We start from the raw sequence: 23,400 nt of genomic DNA on the forward strand, positions 1-23,400 counted from the left end.
AGCAGAACGCGCGACCCGAGGGGCCGCGCGTTCCTGTCAGTCCGTGCGAAGACGCGATCAGGCGTCGTTCGGCGTCGGTGCTTGGCAGACCGCGACGAGCTGTTCGTACTGCCTGGTGATCCAGCCCAGCGCGGCTTCGGGGTTCTGCTCTTCGATGCGGTCGGTGAACTGCGCGAACACCGCGGCCGAGCGCGAATCCTCGATCATCGGAATGTCCTGCGCGGTGATCACCGTCTCGTAGACGAAGAAGGCGATTGCCACGAGCAGCACGCCGCGCGCCACGCCGAAGAGGAAACCGAGCCCCTGGTCGAGCCCGCCGAGCGCCGAGCGCTGCACGATGCTCGAGAACACCGGGGTGAAGAGCGACACGATCACCAGCGCCAGCGCCAGCACCGCGGCGAATGCGGCGATGAGCGAAAGTTCGCAGCTGTCGGTCAGGAATTCGCCGATCACCGGCACCTCCTGCACCAGCGGCTGTACCTGCGGCGCAAAGATGTAGGCGAGGATGGCCGCGACGACCCAGCCCGCGATGGCCAGTGACTCTCGCACGATGCCGCGCGAGTAGGCCAGCAGCGCCGAGAGCACGATGACGACGGCGACCACGCCGTCTACTATAGTGAAACCTTCCATCCGTTCCCGTCCTTTGTCGACCTCTCGCCCGCGTTCAGCCGGCGCCGAAGACCTCGCCAACCACGGTGGCGAGATCGGGCATCTCGGTCAGTTTCATGCCCTTCGATTTCGCCTTTCCGCCGCGGGGCAGAATTGCGGTGGAGAAACCAAGTTTTTGCGCCTCTTTCAACCGGTTTTCGGTCTGGCCCACCGGACGCAGCGCGCCGGAGAGGCTGATTTCGCCGAAAACCACCGTCTCGGGGGGCACTGCCACGTCCTCGCGCGCCGACAGGAGCGCCGCCGCGACCGCGAGATCGGCGGCCGGTTCGCTCACCTTCATGCCGCCGGCGACGTTGAGATAGACGTCGAGCCCGCCGAAGGGGATGCCGCAACGCGCCTCGAGCACCGCGAGGATCATCGCGAGCCGCCCGCCGTCCCAGCCGACCACCGTGCGGCGCGGCTGCGCCTGCGGGGTGGGGGCGACCAGCGCCTGGAACTCGACCAGCACCGGGCGGGTGCCCTCGATGCCTGCGAAGACCACCGAGCCGGGCGCCGGGGTGCCGCGCTCGGACAGGAACAGCGCCGAGGGGTTGCCGACCTCGGCGAGCCCGGCGCCGGTCATCTCGAAGACGCCGATCTCGTCGGCGGGGCCGAAGCGGTTCTTGACGCTGCGCAGGATGCGGAACTGGTGGCCGCGCTCGCCCTCGAAATAGAGCACCGTGTCGACCATGTGCTCGACCACGCGGGGGCCGGCGATCTGGCCGTCCTTGGTGACGTGGCCCACCATGATGACGCTGGTGTTGCGGCTCTTGGCAAAGGTGGTGAGCTCATGCGCCGCGGCGCGGACCTGCGCCACCGAGCCCGGGGCCGAGGCCACGTTGTCGGCCCACATGGTCTGGATCGAGTCGACGATGGCGAGCGCCGGGCGCTCCTGCTCGAGCGTGGTGACAATGTCGCGGAGGTTGGTCTCGGCGGCGAGCTGCACCGGCGCCTGCGCGAGATCGAGCCGCTGCGCCCGCATCCGCACCTGCGCGCTGGCTTCCTCGCCGCTGGCGTAGATCACCTTGAGCCCGGCGCGGGCGAAGGCCGCGGCAGCCTGCAGCAGCAGCGTGGATTTGCCGATGCCCGGATCGCCGCCCACCAGGATGGCCGAACCCGGCACCAGCCCGCCGCCCAGCACCCGGTCGAGCTCGCCGATGCCGCAGGCGGTGCGCGGCGGCGGGGCTTCGGGGTGCGACAGGTCGGTGAGCCGCGCGGCGCGGCCCTTGGCTTTGCCGAGGCTCTTGCCGGTGGGGCCGGTGGACAGCGGGGTCTCTTCGACGATGGTGTTCCATTCGCCGCAGGCCTCGCAGCGCCCCGACCACTTGGAGGTGCTGTTGCCACAGGCCTGACAGACGAAGGTGGATGCGGTGCGCGCCATGAGGGCCTTTTGCCCCGGCCCGGAGACGGACGCAAGCGCCGTACCGACCTCGGAGGTTGGGGAAGGGAGGATGGGGCGGGATCGCCTCCGGCGGGAGTTTATCTGGCAAGATGAAGAAGACAGGTCCCTCATCCTGCTGACCTTATTCCGTTTGGCGGCAGCAGAGAGGCAGAGGGTGCCGGTGGCTCACTCGGCGGCGCGGCGGCTCACCATGGCGACGATGCGCTGATCCTCGATTCCGGCCCCGGCGTGAGCGGGGCCGCCGACCCAGCCGGAGCCATGCGCGTGGTTGCGCAACACCAGCGGGGTGGAAACGTCCTGTGCTTCGGCATGTGCATGGGCCGGGGCGGGGTCGGGCGCGTGCGTGAGCTCGGGCAGGATGGTTTCCAGCACCTCGCAGAGCCGGGCAAGCTGAGATTCGGCCACGTCCTCTTCCAGCGACAGCCGGGTGTGCCAGCTGTGCATCTCGTTGGCGACGCGCTTGGCCTCCTCGAGCCGGATGTTGAAGTCTTCGACCTCCTGCTGCCGGGCGATGAGGAAATCGCGGGCGCGGGCGACATTGCGGTCGGAATAGACCTGCGCCAGCTCCTGCGAGACATGGCTCATCTGCGCCGCCACCTCGAGCACCGACGGTTCGAGATCGCCGAGATCGGGGTGGTCGCGCAGGAACGCGATGCGCTCGCGCACGGAGTCGAATTCGGAAGGCATGGTGAAGACACCTTCTCGGTCGGCACGGTGGGCGGCGGAATAGGCGCGCGCCACGTCGCGCATGCCCATGTGGAAGCGGCGGTGCGAGGTCTCGAGCGCCATCATCCGGGAGTTCGCGGGGAGGAAGAACATCAGGCAGAAGGCGAGGGCGGTTATGCCGAGCTGCACCGCCATGCCGGCCTCGATCGGGGCGGTGTCGCCGAATTGCAGCGGCATCACCAGCCATGGAACCACACCGAGTGCTGCGGCCACCGCATAGGCCGAGAGCCCGAGCCCGAGCGTGAGCACCATCAGGAAGGCGATGCGTTGCATGAGGTATTGCACGAGCTGACCGGTGGCGCGCAGAGACGTATTCATCGTAAAACTCCCGGCAAAATCGAGTTAATTGAATACACAACGGCAATAATACGCCGAAGGTTGCGCTTTCACCTAGATTTTTTTGAATGCGGGTCGCGAGGTCCCGAATCCCTGCGGTGCCGCCCCTGACACGCCACCAGTGGTAACGGGCCGATCAGGGCTTTCGCCGTGATTCCATGTGGGAAATCAGGATCGACCCGAGGATGCAGGCGGTGAAGAGATAGAGCCCCCAGGCGGTCTCGATCCGGCCGACGCCGATTCCCTTCGCGAGCGTTATGTAAAGTGCGATGAGAAAGATGTCCGCCATGGCGAGCTTTCCGAGGATCTCGAGCGCGGGCAGGACGCGGCGGTCGAGCAGGCCGAATTGCAGCAGCGCCAGCCCCAGCGTCTTGAGCCACGGCGCGAAGATCGCGAAGATCGTGACCACCATGGCAAGGAAGATGTCGCTGCCCCAGAGCGCCTGCAGCCCGCTCAGCACGCTGATCTCGGAGAGGCCGAAAAGCGGCAGCAGCCCGGCGCGCATCAGCGGCGCGGTCCAGGCGACCGGGTAGAGCACGAGGAGTGCGAGGTTCAGGGCTTTCAGCATCACGGCGAGAGTTGTGCCCGTCTTCGGCACGGAACGCGAGGGGCCAGCGGTCTCAGAGCATCACGCTGGCGAGCCATAGCCCCACGAGGACCCAGAGCGCGACGATATGGGCGATGTCGATGCCACGGTGACGCGAGCCCGGCACGTAGGCGCTGAGCGCGAGCAGCACCGAGGGCAGCAGAAGCGGCAGCATGCCGCTGCCCATGGCCATGAAGCGTGCGCCGGCGGCGTAGACCGGGCCGTGGTCGAGCCCCGCCATCGGGGCCAGCAGGATCGCCGCGCCCACCGAGGCGAGGAACAGCGCGCCGAGGGCGGCAAGCCGGGACGGCCCGGTGGCGCGGATCACCCGGGCCAGCGCCAGCGCGGCGACAAGCTCGAGGAACACGAAGCGCTTGAAGATCAGGAAGGCGAGCAGGACCGGGGTGGGTTCGAACATCACTCTCTCGTCTGTCTACGTCAGTCTAAGTCGGTTTGCGTCCGGGGCGTGCGAGCGGCGGGCGGCCGTCGGCTACCTGACCGCCGCGATCGGACCCTCGGCACGGCCGTGGATGAACTGTTGCAGGAACGGATCCGCGGCGCTGTCCATCTCCGAGACCGGCCCGGTCCACTTGATCACCCCGTCATGCAGCATGGCGACGTGGTCGGCAATGGCACGGACCGAGGACATGTCGTGGGTGATGGTCATCGCGGTGGCGCCCATCTCGGTGACGATCTCGCGGATCAGATCGTTGATGACGCCGGCCATGATCGGGTCGAGCCCGGTGGTGGGCTCGTCGAAGAAGATGATCTCGGGATCTGCGGCGATGGCGCGGGCGAGACCGACGCGCTTCTGCATGCCGCCCGAGAGCTCGGCGGGGAAGGCATCGGCCACGTCGGGCGTCAGCCCCACGCGGCGCAGCTTCTCGATGGCGATCTCGCGGGCCTCACGCCGGGGCCGCTTGAGCGCGCCGCGCAGCAGGCGGAAGGCGACGTTCTGCCAGACAGGCAGGCTGTCGAAGAGCGCGCCGCCCTGGAACAGCATGCCGAACCGCGCGAGGAAGGCGTCGCGGTCGCCCTCGTGCATGTCGCGCCCGTCGACGCGGATGGTGCCCGCGTCGGGCTCGACGAGGCCCAGCACGCATTTCAGCGTCACCGACTTGCCGGTGCCCGAGCCGCCGATGATGACCATGGAGGTGCCCTTCGGCACGATCAGGTCGACCCCGCGCAGCACGTGCTTCCGGCCGAAGGATTTCGAGACGCCCTCGAGGGCGATCATGGGTGTGGCGTCGTTCGTCATATCGAGAAGAACACCCCCGTGAGCAGGAAGTTGGCGGCGAGGATCAGCACTGCCGCGGCCTCGACCGAGCCCTTGGTGGCGCGGCCCACGCCCTGCGCGCCGCGGCCCGAGTGCATGCCGTGGTAGCAGCCCATGAGCGCCGCGATGCCGCCGAAGGCGCAGCCCTTGACCAGCGAGGAGATCACGTCGAGCGGCTCGAGGAAATCAAGCGTGTTCTTGAGATAGGCGGCGGGGTTGAAGCCGAGCGAGCTGGTGGCGACGAACCAGCCGCCGAAGATGCCGATGACGTCGCCGACGCCCACCAGCAGCGGCACCACCACGAGCCCCGCCAGCAGCCGCGGCGCCACGAGGTACTTCATCGGGTTGGTCGAGAGCGTCACCAGCGCGTCGATCTGCTCGGTCACCTTCATGGTGGCGATCTCGGCGGCGATGGACGAGGTCACGCGGGCGGCGATCATCAGCCCCACCAGCACCGGGCCCAGTTCGCGCACCATGCCGATGGCGACGATCTGCGGCACCACGGCCTCGGCGCTGAAGCGGGCGCCGCCCGAGTAGATCTGCAGCGCCAGCGCGCCGCCCGTGAAAAGCGCGGTCATGCCGACCACCGGCAGAGACAGCCAGCCGATCTGCAGCAGCGCGTTCAGCGCCTCGCGCCCATAGAAGGGCGCGCGGAAGATGTGCGAGGCGGCGCGGGCCGCGAAGATCGCCACCCGCCCGACGCCGGCAAACGCACGCAGGACAGAGCGACCGATCAGCCCGAGGGGAGCGGTGAGGCTCATGCGCCGGTGTAGACCCGGGCGTAGCGCGCCCCGAGGCCGGTCAGGATCTCGTAGCCGATGGTGCCGACCGCATCGGCGACCATGTCGACGGTCTGGTGACGGCCGAGCAGTTCAAGCTGCTCGGGCACCTTGTTCAGCGCGGTGACATCGACGGTGATGAGGTCCATCGACACCCGGCCGATGATCTTGCAGCGGGTGTCGCCGGCCCAGACCGCGCCCTTGGCAGCAAGCGCGCGGTGGATGCCGTCGGCATAGCCTGCGGCGACCGTCGCGACGCGGGTCGGCACGCGCGCCACGTGGGCGTTGCCGTAGCCCACGGATTCTCCGGGGGCCACGTCGCGGACCTGGATCACCGGCAGCATCAGCTCGACCACAGCCCGGGCGTCGGCGAAGGGCTGGCCGCCGTAGATCCCGACGCCGGGGCGGGTGAGCTCGAAATGATAGTCCGGCCCGAGCAGGATGCCGCCGGTCGCGGACAGCGAGCGCGGCACGTCGAGCCCATCGGTCATCTCGCGGAAGGTCCGCAGCTGGAACGCGTTCATGCCGTGCGACGGCTCGTCGGCGCAGGCGAGGTGCGACATGATCAGCACGGGCTTCTGCGCCAGCGCGATCTCGCGCAGCGCCGACCATTCCGCCGGCTCCATCCCGAGCCGGTTCATGCCGCTGTCGAGCTGGATGCCGAAGCTGTGGCCGGGCAGGGCCTCGACGTGGCGCAGCATCTGGTCGATGGAATTCAGCATCGGCGTCAGGCGGTGGTCGCGGATGATCTCGGCGTCGCCGTTCATGTGGCCGGAAAACACGCAGATCTCGGGGCCGGCCCCCAGCGCGCGGCGCACCGCGATGCCCTCGTGCGCGGTTGCGACGAAGAAGCGCCGGGCGCCTTCCGCGGCCAGCGCCGGGGCAACCCGCGCGACGCCGAGCCCGTAGCCATCCGCCTTCACGACGGCGCCGGCCTCGCCGGTGGTTGCGTTGGCGAGTGCGCGCCAGTTGGCGCGGATCGCGGCGAGGTCGATTGTGAGCTGTGCCTGTGCCATGCCCCGCTTGGAGCCCAAGCCCGCCGGAGCGTCAAGAGGCAAAGCGGCACGGGGCCGCAAGGCCGCCATGCCGCTGCCGGATCAGTAGCCTTCGCCGTCCTGCTGCCAGGGTTTGACGAGATTGCCGAAGCGGGTGAACTGGCTCTCGAAGGACAGCTCGACCGTGCCGATGGGGCCGTGACGCTGCTTGCCGATGATGACCTCTGCCTTGGCGTGCAGGCGGCTCATGCGCTCCTGCCAGGCGGCCATCTCGTCGAGCCGGTCGTCCGAGGGCTTTTCCCGCTCGACGTAGTATTCTTCGCGGAACACGAACATCACCACGTCGGCGTCCTGTTCGATCGAGCCCGATTCCCGAAGGTCCGAGAGCTGCGGCCGCTTGTCGTCCCGGCTTTCCACCTGACGCGAGAGCTGCGACAGGGCGATGACGGGGATGTTAAGTTCCTTGGCGATCGCCTTGAGACCCATGGAGATTTCCGCGATCTCCTGCACCCGGTTGTCGGCGGTGCCGCGCAGCAGCTGCAGGTAGTCGACGATGATGAGGTCGAGCCCGTGGGTCCGCTTCAGGCGCCGCGAGCGCGCCGCAACCTGGCTGATCGGCAGCGCCGGTGTGTCGTCGATGTAGAGCGGGCAGGCCTCGAGCTCCTTCGCGGCGTCCACGAAGCGGCGGAACTCCTTCTCGTCCATGTCGCCCTGGCGGATCTTGTGGGACGAGATCTCCGAGGCCTCGGCGAGGATCCGGCTGGCGAGCTGTTCGGCGCTCATCTCGAGCGAGAAGAAGCCCACGACGCCGCCATCGATGGCGCCCTCGGTGCCGTCGTGCTTCATGCCGCGCTTGTAGGCCTTGGCGATGTTGAAGGCGATGTTGGTGGCCAGCGAGGTCTTCCCCATCGAGGGGCGACCGGCGAGGATCAAAAGGTCCGACGGGTGCAGGCCGCCGAGCTTCTTGTCCATGTCGATGAGCCCGGTCGAGATGCCGGCAAGCCCGCCCTCGCGCTGGTAGGCTGCGTTCGCGACATTAACCGCGTCCGTTACAGCCCTGAGAAAGCTCTGGAAACCGCCTTCGGTATGGCCCTGCTCGGCGAGCTTGTAGAGCGCCTGTTCGGCCTCGACGATCTGCTCTCGGGGCTCGGATTTCACGTCTACCTTGGCGGCCCGGGCCGAGATGTCGCGGCCGAGCCGGATCAGGTCGCGGCGCACCGCGAGATCGTAGATCATCTGCGCATAGTCGCGCACGGCGAAGCTCGACACGGCGGCACCGGCGAGGCGCGCGAGATAGGCCGGACCGCCCAGTTCCTTGAGCCCGTCGTCGTCCTCCATGAAGGCCTTCAGCGTCACCGGCGAGGCAAGGTTGTTCTTGGCGATCCGGGCGGCGGCGATCTCGAAGATCCGCGCGTGCACCGGCTCGAAGAAATGGCCCGCGCCCAGGATCGCGGCGACCCGGTCGTAGACGTCGTTGTTGGTTAGGATCGCCCCCAGAAGCTGCTGTTCGGCCTCGATGGAGTGCGGCATGGTCTCGGGCTGCTCGACTTCGAGCCCTGCCGGGTTGAACACGCTTTGGTCGTTCATTGCTCTGCCTCTGCTTCCCGTCTGCCCCGCGGTTCGAGCGTCATAGCCTGCGCGCCCTTGCGAACCAATCTGGATAAGTGTGTGGAAAACCGCCGGGAAAAGGCGGTGGAGAACCCGGGGGTATCCCGGGATCGTGCGCATATTGTAGCAAATTGCGCTCACGCCGCAACATCTGGATGCGGCGTTGCGATTCGGCGCGGGTTATCCCCGCGACCGATGCACAGTCATGCGCCGTTTTCCGCCTGCCACTTGCGCGGGTCGGACAGGAAGGCCTCGACCTGTGCCAGCGTGCCCGCATCGAAGCCGCCGCGCGCCTTGGCCTCGGCCAGGACGTCGTGCCAGGTGCAGAGGTAGTGCAGGTCGACGCCGTGGTCGCCCAGCGTTTTCGTGGTCTCGGGGAAGATGCCGTAATAGAAGATCACCGCGGTGTGGCCGCAGCTGGCACCGGTCTCGCGGATGGCGTCGACGAAGTTCAGCTTCGAGCCGCCGTCGGTGGTCAGATCCTCGACCAGCAGAACCCGCTCGACCTCGGACATCGCCCCCTCGATGCGCGCGCCGCGGCCGTGGCCCTTGGGCTTCTTGCGCACGTAGGTCATCGGCAGCGCCATGCGCTCGGCCACCAGCGCTGCAAAGGGGATGCCCGCGGTCTCGCCGCCGGCCACGTTGTCGAAGGCCTCGAAACCCGCGTTGCGCATCACGGTGACGGTCAGGAAGTCCATCAGCGTCGAGCGGATGCGCGGGAAGGAGATCAGCTTGCGGCAGTCGATGTAGACCGGCGAGGGCAGCCCCGAGGACAGCGTGAACGGCTCGTCGCCCATGAAGTGCACCGCTTCGATCTCCCAGAGCATCTTGGCGGTGAGGCGGGCCATCTCTTCGGGCGAGGGGTAGGACGTCGGGATCATGAGGCGCACTCCATGCAGGTTTCGGCTTGCTCTAGCCCGAAATCCGCGCCGCTTGAACCCCAATGATCTTCATCTTGCCCGACAAACTCCGGGGGGAATTGGCGCGGAACGCGCCAAGGGGGGCAGCGCCCCCATCCAACGTCCCCGGCGCGGGCAACCTCAGTCACACAACACCGCGAATGGGCATGCGTCCAGAACATCCGGCTCTGCACCGGATCCTCGATCCGCGCCTCGTCGAGATCGCGCCCGCCAAGTCGGCAGACCTCCGCGCTGGCACTCCCAGCCCGCGACGGCGCCGTGCTGCGCCTGTGCATGGTGCACGAGCTCGTGCAGCAGGATCTCGCGCCAGAGCGGGTTCTCATGCGCGTCGTCGTAATGCGACGCGCCGTCGATGGTATCGGCATCGAGGATGTAGATGGTGCCATGCGGCCCGTCGGTGGCGGCAAAGAGCGCGTTCGGCCGCTCGGCGACGCCATCCTCGGACACGAGGCTCGCGATGCCGCTGCAGACCTCCCGCGTCCGCGGCTCGGGGCCGGGTTCGACGCCCGCGGGGCGCGGCATGGCGGCGGTCTCTTAGGGGGGGGCTGCGCCACTCAGTCCAGCAAGAGATCGATCAGGGCATCCATCCGGCAGGCCTCCTTTCCGGCTCCTCCCGGACCTAAGCGTGCCAGACAAGGTCTCAAGCAGGGATTGACGCAGCGTCGTTGCCGCAGCGCAGGCAGTGCCAAGCGGTCTGTGCAACCGGCGAAACGCCTGTCAGTCGACGCGCCAGTGCAGCGGGAAGCCCGGCTCGAACACGGTGACCGCGCCCTCGTCGGTGAGGATCTTCGGCGGGTACTGCACCGGATCGCCTTTCACGAGGGTCAGCGTCGCCTCGTTGGCGGGCAGCCCGTAGAAGGCCGGCCCGTTGAGCGAGGTGAAGGCCTCGAGCCGGTCGAGCGCACCCGCCGCCTCGAACACCTCGGCCAGCACCGACATGGTGTTGGTCGCGGTGAAGCAGCCGGCGCAGCCGCAGGCGCTTTCCTTGTTGGGATCGGTGTGCGGGGCGCTGTCGGTGCCGAGGAAGAAGCTCGCATCGCCCGAGGTCGCCGCCTCGAGCAGCGCCTGCCGGTGGCTCTCGCGCTTGGCGACGGGCAGGCAGTAGTAATGCGGCTTGATCCCGCCCACGAGGATGTGGTTGCGGTTGATGACCAGGTGGTGCGTGGTGATCGTGGCGCCCAGGTTGTCGCCGCCCGAGCGCGCGTAATCGGCGCCGTCCTTGGTGGTGATGTGCTCCATCACCAGGCGCAGCCCGGGGGTGGCGCGGCGGATCGGGTCAAGCACGCGGTCGATGAACACCGCCTCGCGGTCGAAGATGTCGACGTCGCCGTCCACAACTTCACCATGCACGCAGAGCGGCACGCCGTGCTCGGCCATCGCCTCGAGCACCGGGCGGACCTTGTCGAAATCGCGCACGCCCGAGGCCGAGTTGGTGGTGGCGCCCGCCGGGTAGAGCTTCACCGCGGTGATGATGCCGGCCTGCTTGGCGGCCACCACGTCCGCGGGATCGGTCTCCTCGGTGAGGTAGAGCGTCATGAGCGGGGTGAAGTCGCTGCCCTCGGGCAGGGCGGCGAGGATGCGCTCGCGGTACTCCGAGGCCTGCGCGCCGGTCACCACCGGCGGCACGAGGTTCGGCATGATGATCGCGCGGCCGAAATGCCGGGCGGATTCGGGGGCCACGGCACGAAGCATCGCGCCATCGCGCAGGTGCAGGTGCCAGTCGTCGGGGCGGCGAAGCGTGATCTGGGTCATGGCCTCGCCGATAGCACGCGCCCGCAGTCCCCGCCAGAGGCAAGGGCGCACCAGCGTCTTCATCTTGCCGGATAAACTCCCGCCGGAGGCACGCCCGACAGCGACGCCGGGCGCGGCTCCGGAGGTCGGCGCGAAGATCGCCTCACTGACCCGGGGCGCGCGTTGCCGTTAGCTCCACGATCACGTCAACCTCGAAGCTCAGCTGGCCCGGGTCGCCCATGTTGTCGCCGATCGCATAGTTGCGGCGGTCGAGCGTGGTACGGCCCTGCATCCGGGCGGTGTCGCCGTCGATGCGCAGCTGGAAGGGCAGCGAGACCGGCACCTCGGCGCCCTTCATCGACAGCGTGCCTTCGGCCACGTAGCCGTCCGCGGCGCTCAGGATGTCGGCCTGGAAGGTGGCCGTGGGGAAGCCCTCGGCGTCGAAGAAGTCCTTGCCCAGGGCCTGCTTGGTGACCGAGCCCAGCGTCAGCGAGGGGATCGCGATCTGCACCGTGACCTCGCCGGACTTGCCGGGCGCGTCTTGCTGCTCGAAGGCGATGGCGGCGGTCCAGTCGGCGAAGCTGCCGGTGACCTCGGAGCCCATCTGCACGAGGCTGATGGACAGCGTGCCCTCCTGCACCTCCCAGTCCGAGGCGGCGGCCTCGAGCGTCGGAGCCTCGGCCCCGGGCTCCTGCGCGAAGTAGCCCGCCGCGGCGGCCCCGCCCAGCACCGCGATCCACGCGGCCGAGGCCAGCACCAGCGGCGCGACATGGCCATGGTGACGGCCCGGCGTGCCAGCGTGGGCGCCGCGCACCATGCGCGCCAGCGTCGGGTCGCGGTCGATGACCGCGTGTTTCACCGCGCCGAGGATGTGCAGCGCCACGATGCCCACCAGCAGCCACTGCGCGAGGAAGTGGACCGCGGCCGCGGTCTCGGCCAGCTCGGGCGAATTCGGCACCAGCGGCAGGTCCTGCCCGAAGGGCCAGAGGATCGGCGCAAAGCCGTCGGTGGCGGCATGTTCGACCCAGCCCGAGAGCGGCACGATGACCAGCGCCGCGTAGAGCCCCCAGTGAACGGTGTCGGCCAACAGCCGCTCGGCGACGCGGTCGGGGTGCAGCGGCGCGGGCTTGGGCTGCGCGATCATCCAGACGATGCGCAGCAGCGCGAGGAAGAACAGCGCCACGCCCAGCGTCTTGTGGGCCGAGAACAGCGCAGACTTCAGCCCGATCTGCCCGGCGTCCTGCATCGGCGCAAGATGGGCGATCCATCCCAGCGGCACCATGATCAGGATGCCGAGCGCTATCAGCCAGTGAAAGGCCCGCGCAAGCGTGCCGTAGGAGGTTTCGGTGTTCGCGAGGGGCATGGGGGCTCCGGAAGGGTTGGCGATTGCTGCGCCCAAAATGCTGCGCTGCCGCACGGAGCGCAATCGTGGTCCTGCGCACAGCATCCGTGCACAGCCGTTGCGAAACACCCTCGCGGACGTTATGTGAAGCGCCCAATACCTCATTGAGAGAGCGCAGATGACAGGAGACCGCGCCATGTCCCGAGCATTCATTTTCCCCGGCCAGGGGGCGCAGGCCATCGGCATGGGCAAGGCGCTTGCAGAGGCCTTCCCGGCCGCCCGCGCGATCTATGACGAAGTCGACGAGGCGCTTGGCGAGAAGCTCTCGGCGCTGATCTGGGAAGGCGACGCCGACACTCTGACCCTGACCGAAAACGCCCAGCCCGCGCTGATGGCGACCTCGATGGCGGCGCTGCGGGCGCTCGAGGCCGAGGGCGTGTCGGTGACCGACGCCAGCTTCGTCGCCGGCCACTCGCTGGGCGAATACTCGGCCCTGACCGCCGCCGGCGCGCTGAGCGTGGCCGATGCGGCACGTCTGTTGCGGACCCGCGGCCGGGCGATGCAGAACGCGGTGCCGGTGGGCGTGGGCGCCATGGCGGCGCTGCTCGGGCTCGATCTGGTGCGCGCCAAGGCGGTTGCCGCCGAGGCCGCGAGCGACGGCGAGGTCTGTGCCGCCGCCAACGACAACGACCCGGGGCAGGTGGTGATCTCGGGGCACAAGGCCGCGGTGGCGCGGGCGGTGGAGCTCGCCAAGGCGCTCGGTGCCAAGCGCGCGGTGATGCTGCCGGTGAGCGCGCCCTTCCACTGCGCCCTGATGGCGCCCGCCGCCGAGGCGATGGCCGAGGCACTGGCCGAGGTCTCGATCTCGGCCCCCAAGGTGCCGCTCGTCGCCAACGTGAGCGTCGAGGCGGTGACCGATCCCGACACCATCCGCGCGCTGTTGGTCGAGCAGGTGACCGGCGCGGTGCGCTGGCGCGAGTCTGTGGAATACATGATCGGCAACGGCGTGAGCGAGTTCTGGGAAATCGGCGCGGGCAAGGCGCTCTCGGGAATGGTGCGCCGCATCGACCGCAGCGCCTCGGTCGCGGCCATCGGCACGCCGGAGGACGTGGCCAAGGTGACCGAGCAGGCTGCCGTCTGAGCGCCGCTGCGAACCGGTCGCCCGGCGGTTGCCCCGTGCGGGCGTCGGTGCGATACGCGGGCGCAGGATTTCAACCATAACGAATAAGAGAGAGGGACAAGGCGAGCCATGTTCGATCTTACGGGAAAATGCGCGCTGGTGACCGGCGCTTCGGGCGGCATCGGCGGATCCATCGCCCGGTCGCTGCACGCCGCCGGCGCCACCGTCGGCCTGTCAGGCACCCGCGAGGCGCCGCTTCAGGCGCTGGCCGATGAACTGGGCGAGCGCGCCTTCGTGCTGCCCTGCAACCTCTCGGACCCCGAGGCGGTCGCGGCGCTGCCGAAGCAGGCGGCCGAGGCCATGGGCAGCGTCGATATCCTCGTGAACAACGCGGGCATCACCCGCGACAACCTGTTCATGCGCATGTCCGACGAGGAATGGCAGTCGGTGATCGACGTCAACCTCACCGCCACCTTCAAGCTCTGCAAGGGCGTGCTGCGCGGCATGATGAAGTCCCGCTGGGGCCGCATCGTGAACATCTCGTCGGTGGTCGGCGCGACCGGCAACCCGGGGCAGGGCAACTACGCCGCAGCCAAGGCCGGCATGGTCGGCATGTCGAAGTCGCTGGCCTACGAAGTGGCCTCGCGCGGGATCACCGTGAACGCGGTCGCGCCGGGCTTCATCGAGACCGCGATGACCGACAAGCTGACCGACGACCAGAAGGCCGGCATCATGGGGCAGATCCCCGCGGGCCGCATGGGAACGCCCGAGGAAATCGCTGCCGCGGTGCTCTATCTGGCGAGCCCTGAGGCCTCTTATGTGACCGGTACCACGCTGCATGTGAACGGTGGTATGGCAATGCTCTGACCCTGCGGATTTGCAGGGGCGGAAAGCATTTGCCATCTCTCGCGCGTGTGATATAGGCGCGCAAAGAATGTGGCCGGGGGGCGTGGGAAACCGCGTTGCATGGCCGGACCGGACGCCTGTCAAGGTGCTCCGGAATGAGCCGCCCGTGACGGGCACGAGCAGCCGCTACCCCGGTGGGGCGAGGGCAGAGAAGGGGCCGCTGGCCCGCAAAAATGTGAGGACGGAAGAATGAGCGATATTCCTGATCGCGTGCGCAAGATCGTCGTTGAGCATCTTGGCGTTGAAGAGGACAAGGTCACCGAGAGCGCGTCGTTCATCGACGACCTGGGTGCCGACAGCCTCGACACCGTCGAGCTGGTCATGGCCTTCGAGGAAGAGTTCGGCATCGAGATCCCGGACGACGCCGCCGAGACCATCCAGACCTTCGGCGACGCGGTGAAGTTCATCAAGGAAGCGTCGTAAGACCGGCTTCCGGACCACCGGATTTCCAGGCGGCGTCCCCCAGGGGCGCCGCTTTTCTTTTGTGGGGACGGGGACGCCGCTCGCTCCTGCGGAGCATCGCCCCGCCCACCGTCCCGTGGACCGTGGTTCGGGCAGGGCGTCGGCGCGGTCGTGGTTGCGGACGATGCCCGGGAGGCGTGCGCTTGCCCCGGCGTGGCGCCTGCGGTTGGCGCGGTGACGCCTCCGGCGGGAGTTTGTCTGGCAAGATGAAGGAACGGGCGCCTGACCGGCAGGGCTTCGGGGGGAGCGGGGCGGTGCCGGGGTCGTGGCGACATTTGACTTGTGAAAGCGCTTTGAACGGCTTAACCGAAGGGAGAGTGCCATATCCGTGGCACGCGCGGGGCGTCATTCCGCGTTCAAGCCGGGCCCTCGGCGGGCCTACATCGGATCCAGGAAACCAAGGGATTTCATGACCGAGAGCTCCTTCAGCGCCAGATTGTCCGAACTGCTCCACTTCATCTACCCGGACGTGGACGCCCATATCCTCGCAAGCCAGGTGGTCGAGGCGTTCTGGCCCGAAGAGAAGCACCGGCGGAAGAAGCCGCGAAAACCCGGCAACAATCTCTGGACCCAGAACGACGCAGTGCTGATCACCTACGGCGACAGCCTGATCGACGGCACCCACAAGCCGCTGGATCTGCTGAACGATTTCCTGCTCACCCGCATGAAGGGCGTGGTGAACGGCGTGCACATCCTGCCGTTCTTCCCCTTCACCTCGGACGACGGGTTCGCGGTCACCGATTATCGCAAGGTGAACCCTCAGCTTGGCGAATGGGCGGACATCACCCGCATCGGCAGCGAGTTCCACCTGATGTCGGACCTGGTGCTCAACCATGTTTCGAGCCAGGGCGTCTGGTTCAACGCCTACCGGCAGGGGCAGAAGCCCTACGACGGGTTCTTCTTCGAGGCCGATCCCGCGGACGACGTCTCGATGGTGGTGCGGCCGCGCACCACGCCGCTCTTGCAGGAGGTCGAGACCGCGATGGGCACCCGCCACGTCTGGTGCACCTTCAGCCACGACCAGATCGACCTCGACTTTCGCAACCCCGAGGTGCTGCTCGAGATCCTGCGCATCATCCGCCTGCACATCGACAGAGGCGTGCGGATCATCCGGCTCGACGCGGTGGCGTTCCTGTGGAAGCAGCTCGGCACCAACTGCATCCACCTGCCGCAGACCCATGCGGTGATCCAGCTGATGCGGCTGCTAATGGACTACGCCACCGAGACCGTCATCCTGCTGACCGAGACCAACGTTCCCAAGGCCGAAAACCTGTCCTATTTCGGTCATCGCAACGAGGCGCATGTCGTCTACAACTTCCCGCTGCCGCCGCTGATCCTGCACGCGATGATGTCCGGATCTGCGCGCTACCTGATCGAGTGGCAGCGCACCATGCCGCCCGCACCGCTGGGCTGTGCCTATCTCAACTTCACCGCCAGCCACGACGGCATCGGCATGCGCCCGGCCGAGGGTCTGCTGCCGCCGCCCGAGATCGGGCAGGTGATCGACACCATCCGGGAAATCGGCGGGCTTGTCTCGATGCGCTCGCTGCCGGGCGGCGGCGAGGCGCCCTACGAGCTCAACTGCACCTATTTCGAGGCCATGGGGCGGACCTTCGAGGGCCGCGACGATCTGCATTTCGAGCGCTTCATGTGCTCGCAGACCATCCCCATGTCGCTCGAGGGCATTCCGGCGCTCTACATCCACTCGATGCTGGCAACGCCGAACGATCTTGAGGCGGTGGAGCGGCGTGGCATGAACCGGGCGATCAACCGCCACCGCTGGGACTACCCGACGCTGCTCTCGACGCTGGGCGACGAGGGGACAATCCATGCGCGCGTGCTCAAGGCGCTGTCGGACCGGCTTCGGCTGCGGGCCGAGCAGCCCGGGTTCCACCCCAACGCCACGCAGTTCACGCTGAACCTCGACCAGCGGATCTTCGGGCTCTGGCGGCAGTCGCTGGACCGGGCGCAGTCGATCTTCGCCCTGCACAACGTCAGCGGCGAGACCGTCGAGATCCCGGCGGGCGAGCTCAACCTCATCGCAGACGAAACCTGGGTCGACCTTCTCAGCGGTGAGGAGATCGCGTCCGGTGCGGTCGAGATGGCGCCCTACCAGTGCCGCTGGATCACCAACCTGTCCTGAGGGCAGGCGACCCGTCGGGACAGCTTTCGCGGGAATGTGGCGGGCCGGCGGATACGTCGGCTTTTCGCCGCATTCGACACAAATGATTCGCGAGGCATTTAGCTTGTTTCCAAGAAGTCCCTGACCAATCCTCGCACGCTGCGGGCATTGGACACGAAGGCGGAACAACGCCTGCAATATTTTGGGGCCGCAGGCCGGGTATGGTCTTTGGTCCAGCCCTCTGATGGACTGTTTCTGATCCAAGAACAGTGGCTGCGAGGTTGAAGGATCAGCTTACATGAAGGGCCTTGAAATGCTGGACCTTCCCGCGTGGGCTCGTCGAGGGCTGGAAACAGTTAACTATTAAGTAACGGAAAAATTGTTATAAATCTGTAAGGGTTGCGCCGGGCTCGGCGCACCCACGCCCGCGGTGCGGACAGTTTTTTCTTTCTGCACCCACGCCCTCGGAATATTGATTTCCCAAGCCCGACAGAGGGAGTGAAGGCATCAGGCCACGGGGGCGGCCGCAGACCTGTCCGACCTCCGCAAGGGTGCGCCGCGACACGTATGTGCGGAGACATCCGCTGCCCCGGACGGTCTGCGTTCACGGCAGGAGCATGGTGCGAAGCATGTGCGTTCGGCGCAGATCCTGAAGGCAGGTCGAGTGAGCAAACAAGGCGGCGCCTTCCGGCGCCGCAGCCAGTTAAGCGGTTCGGGACTCGGTGTCCCGGTCGGATGCAACGAGGGTCGAAAGAATGGCAGATCTGGTTCTGGATTGGAGCGCTCTCGGCGCCTACGGCACCAGCCTGGATGATGCGGCGACCGATGCGGTCACCACCACGGTCGAGACCGGCGGCGTCTCCGTCGACATCACATTTACCGCGCAGGACGACGAGGCGCAGGCCTCCACCGTCAACTTCGACGGCTACGTCCCCGAGGGCTCGGACGTCGACGCGAACTCTCATCTCAAGCTCTTTGGCCTCGGTGGCGACGGCGACGGAGTGTCGCCGACCTCGACCACGGTGCTCAACTTCAGCTCGAGCAACGCCGACTACGGCGACGAGGTCCAGAACGTCTCGTTCCTGCTCAACGACGTCGACGGCGGCAGCGGCAGCGATCTCGGCGACCTGCTCGAGTACCCGGACACCTCGGGCGGCAGCTTCCAGGACAACGTGACGATCCTCGCCTATGACGCAGAGGGCAATCCCTGCGAGGTCACCATGACCGCGCTCGGCAGCACCACGACGATCAGCGACGTCACCGCCTTTGCCGAGCAGAACGGCACGGTGCAGGTCTCGATCGTGGGGCCGGTGTCGCGCATCGAGGTCATCTACGAGAACGGCGGCACCTCGACCCAGGGTGTGCTGATCTCGGACGTGTCCTTCTCGACCACCGACCCGGTCATCGACGACCTCGGTCCCGTCGCCGAGGATGACAGCGCGATCACCGACGAGGACGTGGCGGTCACCATCGACGTGCTCGAGAACGACGGCGACCCGGACGGCGGCACCCTGACCGTGACCTCGGCCACCGCCACCAACGGCACCGTTGTGGTGAATAGTGACGGCACGCTGACCTTCACGCCCGAGCAGGATTACAACGGCCCGGCCGAGATTACCTACACGGTCGAGGACCCCGACGGCAACGAGGCCACCGGCCACGTCGATATCACCGTGGAGCCGGTCAACGACGCGCCGGTCGCCAACGACGACACCGAGAGCACGCCGGGCGACACGCCGGTGACCTTCGATCCGACCGAGAACGACACCGACCTGGACGGCGATCCGCTCACCGTCACCGATGTCAGCGATCCGGAGAACGGCACCGTCGCGATCAACGGGGACGGCACCGTCACCTACACGCCGGACGAGGGCTTCACCGGCGACGACACGATTACCTACACGGTCGATGACGGCAACGGCGGCACCGATCAGGGCACCATCGTCGTCACCGTGTCGAACGACGGCCAGCCCACCGATCCGACTGGCTGCGAGAATCCGGTGAACTCGGACCCTGTGGCCGCGAATGACCTCTACGCCACGACGCTGACCTCGCCCGCGACCTTCAACCCGACGCTGAACGACAGCGACCCGGACGGCGATACGCTGACCATCACCTCGCTCGGCGAGGCGCCGAACGGCACCGTGACGCTCAACGACGACGGCACCGTGACCTTCGTGGCGGACGAGGGTTTCACCGGCTACGACAGCTTTTCCTACACCGTAGCGGACGGCAACGGCGGCGAGAGCTCGGCCTATGTCACTGTCGAGGTGCTGCCCTGCTTCACCCCCGGTACGCTGATCGCGACGCCGCAGGGCGAGCGGCTGGTCGAGGATCTGGTCGTCGGCGACCGGGTCATCACCCGCGACAACGGCATGCAGGAGATCCGCTGGATCGGCCGCAAGGAGCTGACCGGCCACGAGCTGGCGCGCAAGCCGCACCTGCGTCCGGTGTTGATCCAGCAGGGCTCGCTGGGCAAGAACCTGCCCGAGCACGACCTGCTGGTGTCGCCGAACCACCGGGTGCTCGTCGCCAACGACAAGACCGCGCTCTACTTCGAGGAGCGCGAGGTTCTGGCGGCGGCCAAGCACCTGACCGGGCTCGCCGGCGTGGACGAGGTCGACACGCTGGGCGTGACCTACATCCACATGATGTTCGACAACCACGAGGTGGTGCTTTCGAACGGCGCCTGGACCGAGAGCTTCCAGCCCGGCGACCTGTCGCTTCGCGGCATCGGCGAGGAGCAGCGGCAGGAGATCTTCGAACTGTTCCCCGAGCTGAAGCACGCCGAGGGGCTCCGGGCCTATGGCGCGGCGCGGCGCTCGCTCAGGAAGCACGAGGCGGCGCTTCTCACCAGCTGAGACCGAGGCACGGGATGCGAGGACTGCGTTCCGGTGGCCCTCGGTCCGGCACCGGGACGATACGAAAGACGGGGCGGCACCAGCCCTGCGACTTTCGTTTGGGCCGGCCCCCATACATGAAACCGCCCGCCCCGCGGAACGGAACGGGCGTTTTTGTTCTGCGCCTTGGGTCGGCTTCAGTCGCGTTGGCCGGTCGACGGCTCAGCTGTTGCCCGAGCCGGTGAACCGCGCCGCATCCGCCGCTGCGCGGCGGATGGCGTTCGACTTGTGCACGGTCTCCATGTACTCGGCATCGGGATCGCTGTCGTAGACGACACCGCCGCCGGCCTGGATGTAGAGCTTCTCGTCCTTCACGATGGCGGTGCGCAGGGCGATGCACATGTCCATGTCGCCACCGGCCGAGAAATAGCCCACGCCTCCGCCGTAGACGCCGCGCTTCTCGGGCTCGAGCTCGTCGATTATCTCCATGGCGCGGACCTTGGGCGCGCCCGAAACGGTGCCCGCGGGCATCCCCGCGAAGAAGGCCGACAGCGCGTCCTGACCCTCGGCCAGTTCGCCGATGACGTTGGAGACGATGTGCATCACGTGGCTGTAGCGCTCGATGATGAACTTCTCGGTGGGCTTGACGGTGCCGATCTTCGACACCCGGCCTACGTCGTTGCGGCCGAGATCGAGCAGCATGAGATGCTCGGCCAGCTCCTTCCTGTCCGCCAGCAGGTCGGCCTCGAGCGCACGGTCTTCCTCGGGCGTGGCACCGCGCGGGCGGGTGCCGGCGATCGGACGGATGGTGACCTCGCGGCCGAAGACCCGCACGAGGATCTCGGGCGAGGCGCCGATCACCTGGAAGCCGCCGAAGTTGAAGTAGAACATGAAGGGCGACGGGTTGGTCCGGCGCAGCGAGCGGTAGAGCGCGAAGGGCGGCAGCGGGAAGTCCTGCGTCCAGCGCTGCGCGGGCACCACCTGGAAGATGTCGCCCTTGCGGATGTAGTCCTTGGCCGTCTCGACCGCCGCCTTGTAGCTCTCGCGGGTGAAGTTCGACACCGGCTCGCCGGCCTCGTGCGCCTCGCCCAGATCGCGGCTCGCCTGCGGCAGCGCGCGCTCCAGGTCGCGCACCGCATCCATCACGCGCTCGGCGGCGCGGGCATAGGCGGCGCGGGCCGAGACGCCGTCCTGCACCCATGCGGGCGCCACCACGGTGACCTCTCCCTTGACCCCGTCGAGCACCGCCACCACCGAGGGCCGCAGCATCAAGGCGTCCGGCAGGCCGAGAGGGTCGGGGTTGACGTCGGGCAGGCGCTCGACCAGCCGGATCATGTCATAGCCGAGATAGCCGAACAGCCCGGCGGAGGCCTGCGGCAGGTCCTCGGGCAGCTCGATGCGGCTTTCCTCGATCAGGGCCCGCAGCGCGGTCAGCGGCTCGGTCTCCAGCGGCATGAAGGCGTCGGGATCGAACCGGGCCTGACGGTTGATCTGCGCGCTTTCGCCGTGACATTTCCAGACCACGTCCGGCTTCATCCCGATGATCGAGTAGCGACCGCGGACTTCGCCGCCGGTCACCGACTCGAGCATGAAGGCGTCCTTGGCGGCTCCGGTGAGCTTCAGCATCAGCGACACCGGCGTGTCGAGATCCGCCGCCAGTCGCGCATAGACCACCTGGTTCTTCCCCGCCTCGTAGGCCGGTGCGAAGGTCTCGAAGGAGGGGATGAGCGTGGCCATGGAACTTACCGGAGATTGCTGAGCACGGCATTCACCGCCGACTGGTCGACGCTGACGCCCGCACGGGACTGGATATCGGTGTTGAGCGCGCGGAAGATGTCGTTCGCGACGCTGTTGGCGGCCTGATCGCGAAGCTGATCGCCGACCTGCGTGACCTGCGGAGCGTCCATGTCCACCGGCGTCACGCCGTCGAGCCGGACCACCAGCGCGGCACCGTTGCCGGGCAGGGCGCGGGCCTCTCCGGGCTTCATGGTGAAGACGGCCTCGAGGATCGCCGCGGGCAGCCCCTCGATGGGCTGGTTGCGGGTGAGACCGCTTTCCTGCGTCGGGGACAGTCCGCTGTCCTCGAAGCTGCCGCCGCCGGAGATCGCCGTGGCGAGTTCTCCGGCCTGGGCGACCAGCGCCTCGGTGGCCTGATCCTGCTCCCAGAGCTGGGCAACCTCGTCGCGCAAGTCCCCGAAGGGCGCGGGTGCGGGATCGCGCTGCTCGTCGAGACGCAGGGCGAAGACGCCGCCGTCCCCGAGATCGTCAATCGCGGGGTAGTCGCCGTCCTGCAGCGCCTGCGCGGCCTCGCGGAAGGCCTCGTAGCCCGCGATGCCGGTGTCCGAGGTCTCGGACCATTCGATCTGGCCGAGCTCCATGTCGGTGTCCTGGCTCAGCTCCTCGAGTGTCGCGCCCCCGGCAAGCTCGTCGTCGAGATCCTGCGACATGCCCTCGATCACCCGGCGGGCGCGGTCGAGCACCAGCGCGTCGCGCAGGTCGGGCACGGCCTCCTCGAAGGGGGTGACCTGCTCGGCCAGCACGCCGTTCACGCGGAACAGCGCCGGCCCGAGGTTGGACGGTTCCGGCCCCACGACGGCACCGACTTCGGCGCCGAAGACGGCGTCACCGGCCTCGCCGAGCGAGGCACGGGTCACGTCGCCCATGTCGGTGTCGATGATGGCAAGGCCACGCTCGGCCACGACGCCCTCGAAATCGGTCTCGCCGCTGGCGATGCGGTCGGCCGCGGCCTGTGCCTCGTCCTCGGAGCTGAACACCAGCCGTTCCACGAGGCGGCGCTCGGGCATGTTGAACTCGGCGTGGCGCTCTTCATAGGCGTCGCGCAGGGCCTGCTCGTCGACCTCGACCGTGTCCACGATCATGTCCGGCGTCAGCCAGGCATAGGTGATGACCTTGGTCTCGGGCAGGGTGAACTGGTCGATGTTCTCGTCGTACCAGGCCTGCAGCTCTTCGTCCGTGGGAACCGGCAGGCCGGTGGTCAGCGCGTCGCGGTCGAGCGTCGCCCAGGTGAAGTCGCGGGTCTCGCCGACCCAGCCCAGCAGCGTGTTGACATAGGTGTCGGGCAGGGTGGTTCCCGAGAGCACCGCCGCCTGCAGGATCGAGCGGGCGCTTTCCTGCCGCAGGCTGTCCTCGAACTCCGCTTCCTTGAGCCCGGCGTTCTGCAGAGCATAGGAATAGGCGCTGCGGTCGAAATTGCCGTCGGGGCCGTGGAAGGCCTGCACGTTGCGAAGATCTTCGGCGACGCGTTCGTCACCGACCGAGATGCCAAGCTGGCGGGTCTCTTCGTCGAGCGCGGCGTTGGTCACGACCTGCGCAAGCACCTGGTCGGTGAGGCCGAACTGCCGCGCCTGCTCGAGCGTCACCGGCTGGCCGGTCTGCGCCTCGACGGCGCGCATCTCGTTCTGCAGGGCGCGCGCGTAATCGGTCGTCTCGATGGTGGTGTCGCCCACCGACCCGATGCTGCCGGCGCCGCCGGTGAAATTCACCGTGCCGAACGCGCCGAAGCCCACGAACGAGGCGATAAGCACCCCCCAGACGATGTATTTCGTGATGCCACTCTTGCCGCGCGCCATGGCTGCCTCTT

General features: G+C 67.8%; 20 protein-coding genes. 5 read left to right on the forward strand and 15 right to left on the reverse strand.

Annotation, left to right across the window (positions count from 1 at the left end; genetic code table 11):
• Window positions 1–57: 57 nt before the first annotated feature.
• The 13 genes from BLQ77_RS17505 to BLQ77_RS17570 all read right to left on the reverse strand — a co-directional run bounded on the left by BLQ77_RS17505 (window position 58) and on the right by BLQ77_RS17570 (window position 12,370).
• Window positions 58–630, reverse strand: a complete 573-nt coding sequence (locus BLQ77_RS17505; RefSeq protein WP_008883643.1) for a CvpA family protein — start codon at window positions 628–630, stop codon at window positions 58–60.
• A gap of 34 nt (window positions 631–664) precedes the next feature.
• Window positions 665–2,029 carry a DNA repair protein RadA gene (gene radA / locus BLQ77_RS17510; RefSeq protein WP_089961543.1) on the reverse strand — a complete coding sequence of 455 codons (1,365 nt, stop codon included), beginning with the start codon at window positions 2,027–2,029 and terminating at the stop codon, window positions 665–667.
• Between the two features lie 186 nt (window positions 2,030–2,215).
• Window positions 2,216–3,094, reverse strand: a complete 879-nt coding sequence (locus BLQ77_RS17520; protein WP_089961547.1) for a DNA repair protein — start codon at window positions 3,092–3,094, stop codon at window positions 2,216–2,218.
• 154 nt (window positions 3,095–3,248) lie between these two features.
• Window positions 3,249–3,680: a paraquat-inducible protein A gene (locus tag BLQ77_RS17525; RefSeq protein WP_207545854.1), complete on the reverse strand. Its 432-nt coding sequence runs from the start codon at window positions 3,678–3,680 to the stop codon at window positions 3,249–3,251.
• A 52-nt stretch (window positions 3,681–3,732) separates the two neighbouring features.
• A complete protein-coding gene (locus BLQ77_RS17530) occupies window positions 3,733–4,116 on the reverse strand; it encodes a hypothetical protein (RefSeq protein WP_089961553.1) in 384 nt (127 codons plus the stop codon).
• A gap of 72 nt (window positions 4,117–4,188) precedes the next feature.
• The gene (locus BLQ77_RS17535) at window positions 4,189–4,935 is read right to left on the reverse strand and encodes an ABC transporter ATP-binding protein (RefSeq protein ID WP_089961556.1); all 747 of its coding nucleotides are present in this window, start codon (window positions 4,933–4,935) and stop codon (window positions 4,189–4,191) included.
• Between the two features lie 17 nt (window positions 4,936–4,952).
• Complete coding sequence (locus BLQ77_RS17540; RefSeq protein WP_089961559.1) at window positions 4,953–5,735, reverse strand: MlaE family ABC transporter permease; 783 nt, start codon at window positions 5,733–5,735, stop codon at window positions 4,953–4,955.
• Window positions 5,732–6,769 carry an alanine racemase gene (alr, locus tag BLQ77_RS17545; RefSeq protein WP_089961561.1) on the reverse strand — a complete coding sequence of 346 codons (1,038 nt, stop codon included), beginning with the start codon at window positions 6,767–6,769 and terminating at the stop codon, window positions 5,732–5,734. Before alr ends, BLQ77_RS17540 begins: the two co-directional genes overlap by 4 nt.
• 81 nt (window positions 6,770–6,850) lie before the next feature.
• A complete protein-coding gene (locus BLQ77_RS17550; RefSeq protein ID WP_040384014.1) occupies window positions 6,851–8,335 on the reverse strand; it encodes a replicative DNA helicase in 1,485 nt (494 codons plus the stop codon).
• Window positions 8,336–8,559: 224 nt separating this feature from the next.
• On the reverse strand, window positions 8,560–9,237 hold the full coding sequence (locus BLQ77_RS17555) for an orotate phosphoribosyltransferase (RefSeq protein ID WP_089961563.1): 678 nt from the start codon (window positions 9,235–9,237) through the stop codon (window positions 8,560–8,562).
• 159 nt (window positions 9,238–9,396) lie between these two features.
• Window positions 9,397–9,798, reverse strand: a complete 402-nt coding sequence (locus tag BLQ77_RS17560; protein WP_089961566.1) for a hypothetical protein — start codon at window positions 9,796–9,798, stop codon at window positions 9,397–9,399.
• 195 nt (window positions 9,799–9,993) lie between these two features.
• Window positions 9,994–11,028, reverse strand: a complete 1,035-nt coding sequence (gene pyrC, locus BLQ77_RS17565) for a dihydroorotase (RefSeq protein WP_040384369.1) — start codon at window positions 11,026–11,028, stop codon at window positions 9,994–9,996.
• Between the two features lie 142 nt (window positions 11,029–11,170).
• Entirely contained in the window at window positions 11,171–12,370 is a 1,200-nt protein-coding gene (locus tag BLQ77_RS17570) for a bifunctional cytochrome b/YceI family protein (protein ID WP_089961569.1), read from the reverse strand.
• 175 nt (window positions 12,371–12,545) lie between these two features.
• On the opposite strand from BLQ77_RS17570, the gene fabD reads away from it, so the two are divergent.
• From fabD to BLQ77_RS17595, 5 genes are all read left to right on the forward strand, one after another.
• Window positions 12,546–13,490: an ACP S-malonyltransferase gene (gene fabD, locus BLQ77_RS17575; RefSeq protein ID WP_008885324.1), complete on the forward strand. Its 945-nt coding sequence runs from the start codon at window positions 12,546–12,548 to the stop codon at window positions 13,488–13,490.
• A gap of 108 nt (window positions 13,491–13,598) precedes the next feature.
• Window positions 13,599–14,336: a 3-oxoacyl-ACP reductase FabG gene (gene fabG, locus BLQ77_RS17580; RefSeq protein WP_089961573.1), complete on the forward strand. Its 738-nt coding sequence runs from the start codon at window positions 13,599–13,601 to the stop codon at window positions 14,334–14,336.
• 228 nt (window positions 14,337–14,564) lie between these two features.
• On the forward strand, window positions 14,565–14,798 hold the full coding sequence (locus tag BLQ77_RS17585) for an acyl carrier protein (RefSeq protein ID WP_007800270.1): 234 nt from the start codon (window positions 14,565–14,567) through the stop codon (window positions 14,796–14,798).
• Window positions 14,799–15,246: 448 nt separating this feature from the next.
• Window positions 15,247–16,980, forward strand: coding sequence for a sugar phosphorylase (locus BLQ77_RS17590; RefSeq protein WP_089961577.1), 1,734 nt, complete (start codon window positions 15,247–15,249; stop codon window positions 16,978–16,980).
• Window positions 16,981–17,714: 734 nt separating this feature from the next.
• Window positions 17,715–19,820, forward strand: coding sequence for an Ig-like domain-containing protein (locus BLQ77_RS17595; RefSeq protein ID WP_089961579.1), 2,106 nt, complete (start codon window positions 17,715–17,717; stop codon window positions 19,818–19,820).
• Between the two features lie 201 nt (window positions 19,821–20,021).
• Here the strand turns inward: BLQ77_RS17595 and trpE are convergent, their stop codons facing one another.
• Both trpE and BLQ77_RS17605 read right to left on the reverse strand, forming a co-directional pair.
• Window positions 20,022–21,536 (reverse strand): anthranilate synthase component I, encoded by a 1,515-nt coding sequence (gene trpE / locus BLQ77_RS17600; RefSeq protein ID WP_089961583.1) that lies wholly within the window; start codon window positions 21,534–21,536, stop codon window positions 20,022–20,024.
• 5 nt (window positions 21,537–21,541) lie between these two features.
• Complete coding sequence (locus BLQ77_RS17605; protein ID WP_089961585.1) at window positions 21,542–23,389, reverse strand: peptidyl-prolyl cis-trans isomerase; 1,848 nt, start codon at window positions 23,387–23,389, stop codon at window positions 21,542–21,544.
• Between the last annotated feature and the right edge of the window lie 11 nt (window positions 23,390–23,400).

It is taken from the genome of Salipiger thiooxidans (genome assembly GCF_900102075.1).
Taxonomy (GTDB): Bacteria; Pseudomonadota; Alphaproteobacteria; order Rhodobacterales; family Rhodobacteraceae; genus Salipiger; species Salipiger thiooxidans.

Coding starts and splice junctions, on each gene's coding strand:
- BLQ77_RS17505 (WP_008883643.1), bottom strand. CDS start 630: ATGGAAGGTTTCACTATAGTAGACGGCGTGGTCGCCGTCGTCATCGTG.
- radA (WP_089961543.1), bottom strand. CDS start 2,029: ATGGCGCGCACCGCATCCACCTTCGTCTGTCAGGCCTGTGGCAACAGC.
- BLQ77_RS17520 (WP_089961547.1), bottom strand. CDS start 3,094: ATGAATACGTCTCTGCGCGCCACCGGTCAGCTCGTGCAATACCTCATG.
- BLQ77_RS17525 (WP_207545854.1), bottom strand. CDS start 3,680: ATGCTGAAAGCCCTGAACCTCGCACTCCTCGTGCTCTACCCGGTCGCC.
- BLQ77_RS17530 (WP_089961553.1), bottom strand. CDS start 4,116: ATGTTCGAACCCACCCCGGTCCTGCTCGCCTTCCTGATCTTCAAGCGC.
- BLQ77_RS17535 (WP_089961556.1), bottom strand. CDS start 4,935: ATGATCGCCCTCGAGGGCGTCTCGAAATCCTTCGGCCGGAAGCACGTG.
- BLQ77_RS17540 (WP_089961559.1), bottom strand. CDS start 5,735: ATGAGCCTCACCGCTCCCCTCGGGCTGATCGGTCGCTCTGTCCTGCGT.
- alr (WP_089961561.1), bottom strand. CDS start 6,769: ATGGCACAGGCACAGCTCACAATCGACCTCGCCGCGATCCGCGCCAAC.
- BLQ77_RS17550 (WP_040384014.1), bottom strand. CDS start 8,335: ATGAACGACCAAAGCGTGTTCAACCCGGCAGGGCTCGAAGTCGAGCAG.
- BLQ77_RS17555 (WP_089961563.1), bottom strand. CDS start 9,237: ATGATCCCGACGTCCTACCCCTCGCCCGAAGAGATGGCCCGCCTCACC.
- BLQ77_RS17560 (WP_089961566.1), bottom strand. CDS start 9,798: ATGCCGCGCCCCGCGGGCGTCGAACCCGGCCCCGAGCCGCGGACGCGG.
- pyrC (WP_040384369.1), bottom strand. CDS start 11,028: ATGACCCAGATCACGCTTCGCCGCCCCGACGACTGGCACCTGCACCTG.
- BLQ77_RS17570 (WP_089961569.1), bottom strand. CDS start 12,370: ATGCCCCTCGCGAACACCGAAACCTCCTACGGCACGCTTGCGCGGGCC.
- fabD (WP_008885324.1), top strand. CDS start 12,546: ATGTCCCGAGCATTCATTTTCCCCGGCCAGGGGGCGCAGGCCATCGGC.
- fabG (WP_089961573.1), top strand. CDS start 13,599: ATGTTCGATCTTACGGGAAAATGCGCGCTGGTGACCGGCGCTTCGGGC.
- BLQ77_RS17585 (WP_007800270.1), top strand. CDS start 14,565: ATGAGCGATATTCCTGATCGCGTGCGCAAGATCGTCGTTGAGCATCTT.
- BLQ77_RS17590 (WP_089961577.1), top strand. CDS start 15,247: ATGACCGAGAGCTCCTTCAGCGCCAGATTGTCCGAACTGCTCCACTTC.
- BLQ77_RS17595 (WP_089961579.1), top strand. CDS start 17,715: ATGGCAGATCTGGTTCTGGATTGGAGCGCTCTCGGCGCCTACGGCACC.
- trpE (WP_089961583.1), bottom strand. CDS start 21,536: ATGGCCACGCTCATCCCCTCCTTCGAGACCTTCGCACCGGCCTACGAG.
- BLQ77_RS17605 (WP_089961585.1), bottom strand. CDS start 23,389: ATGGCGCGCGGCAAGAGTGGCATCACGAAATACATCGTCTGGGGGGTG.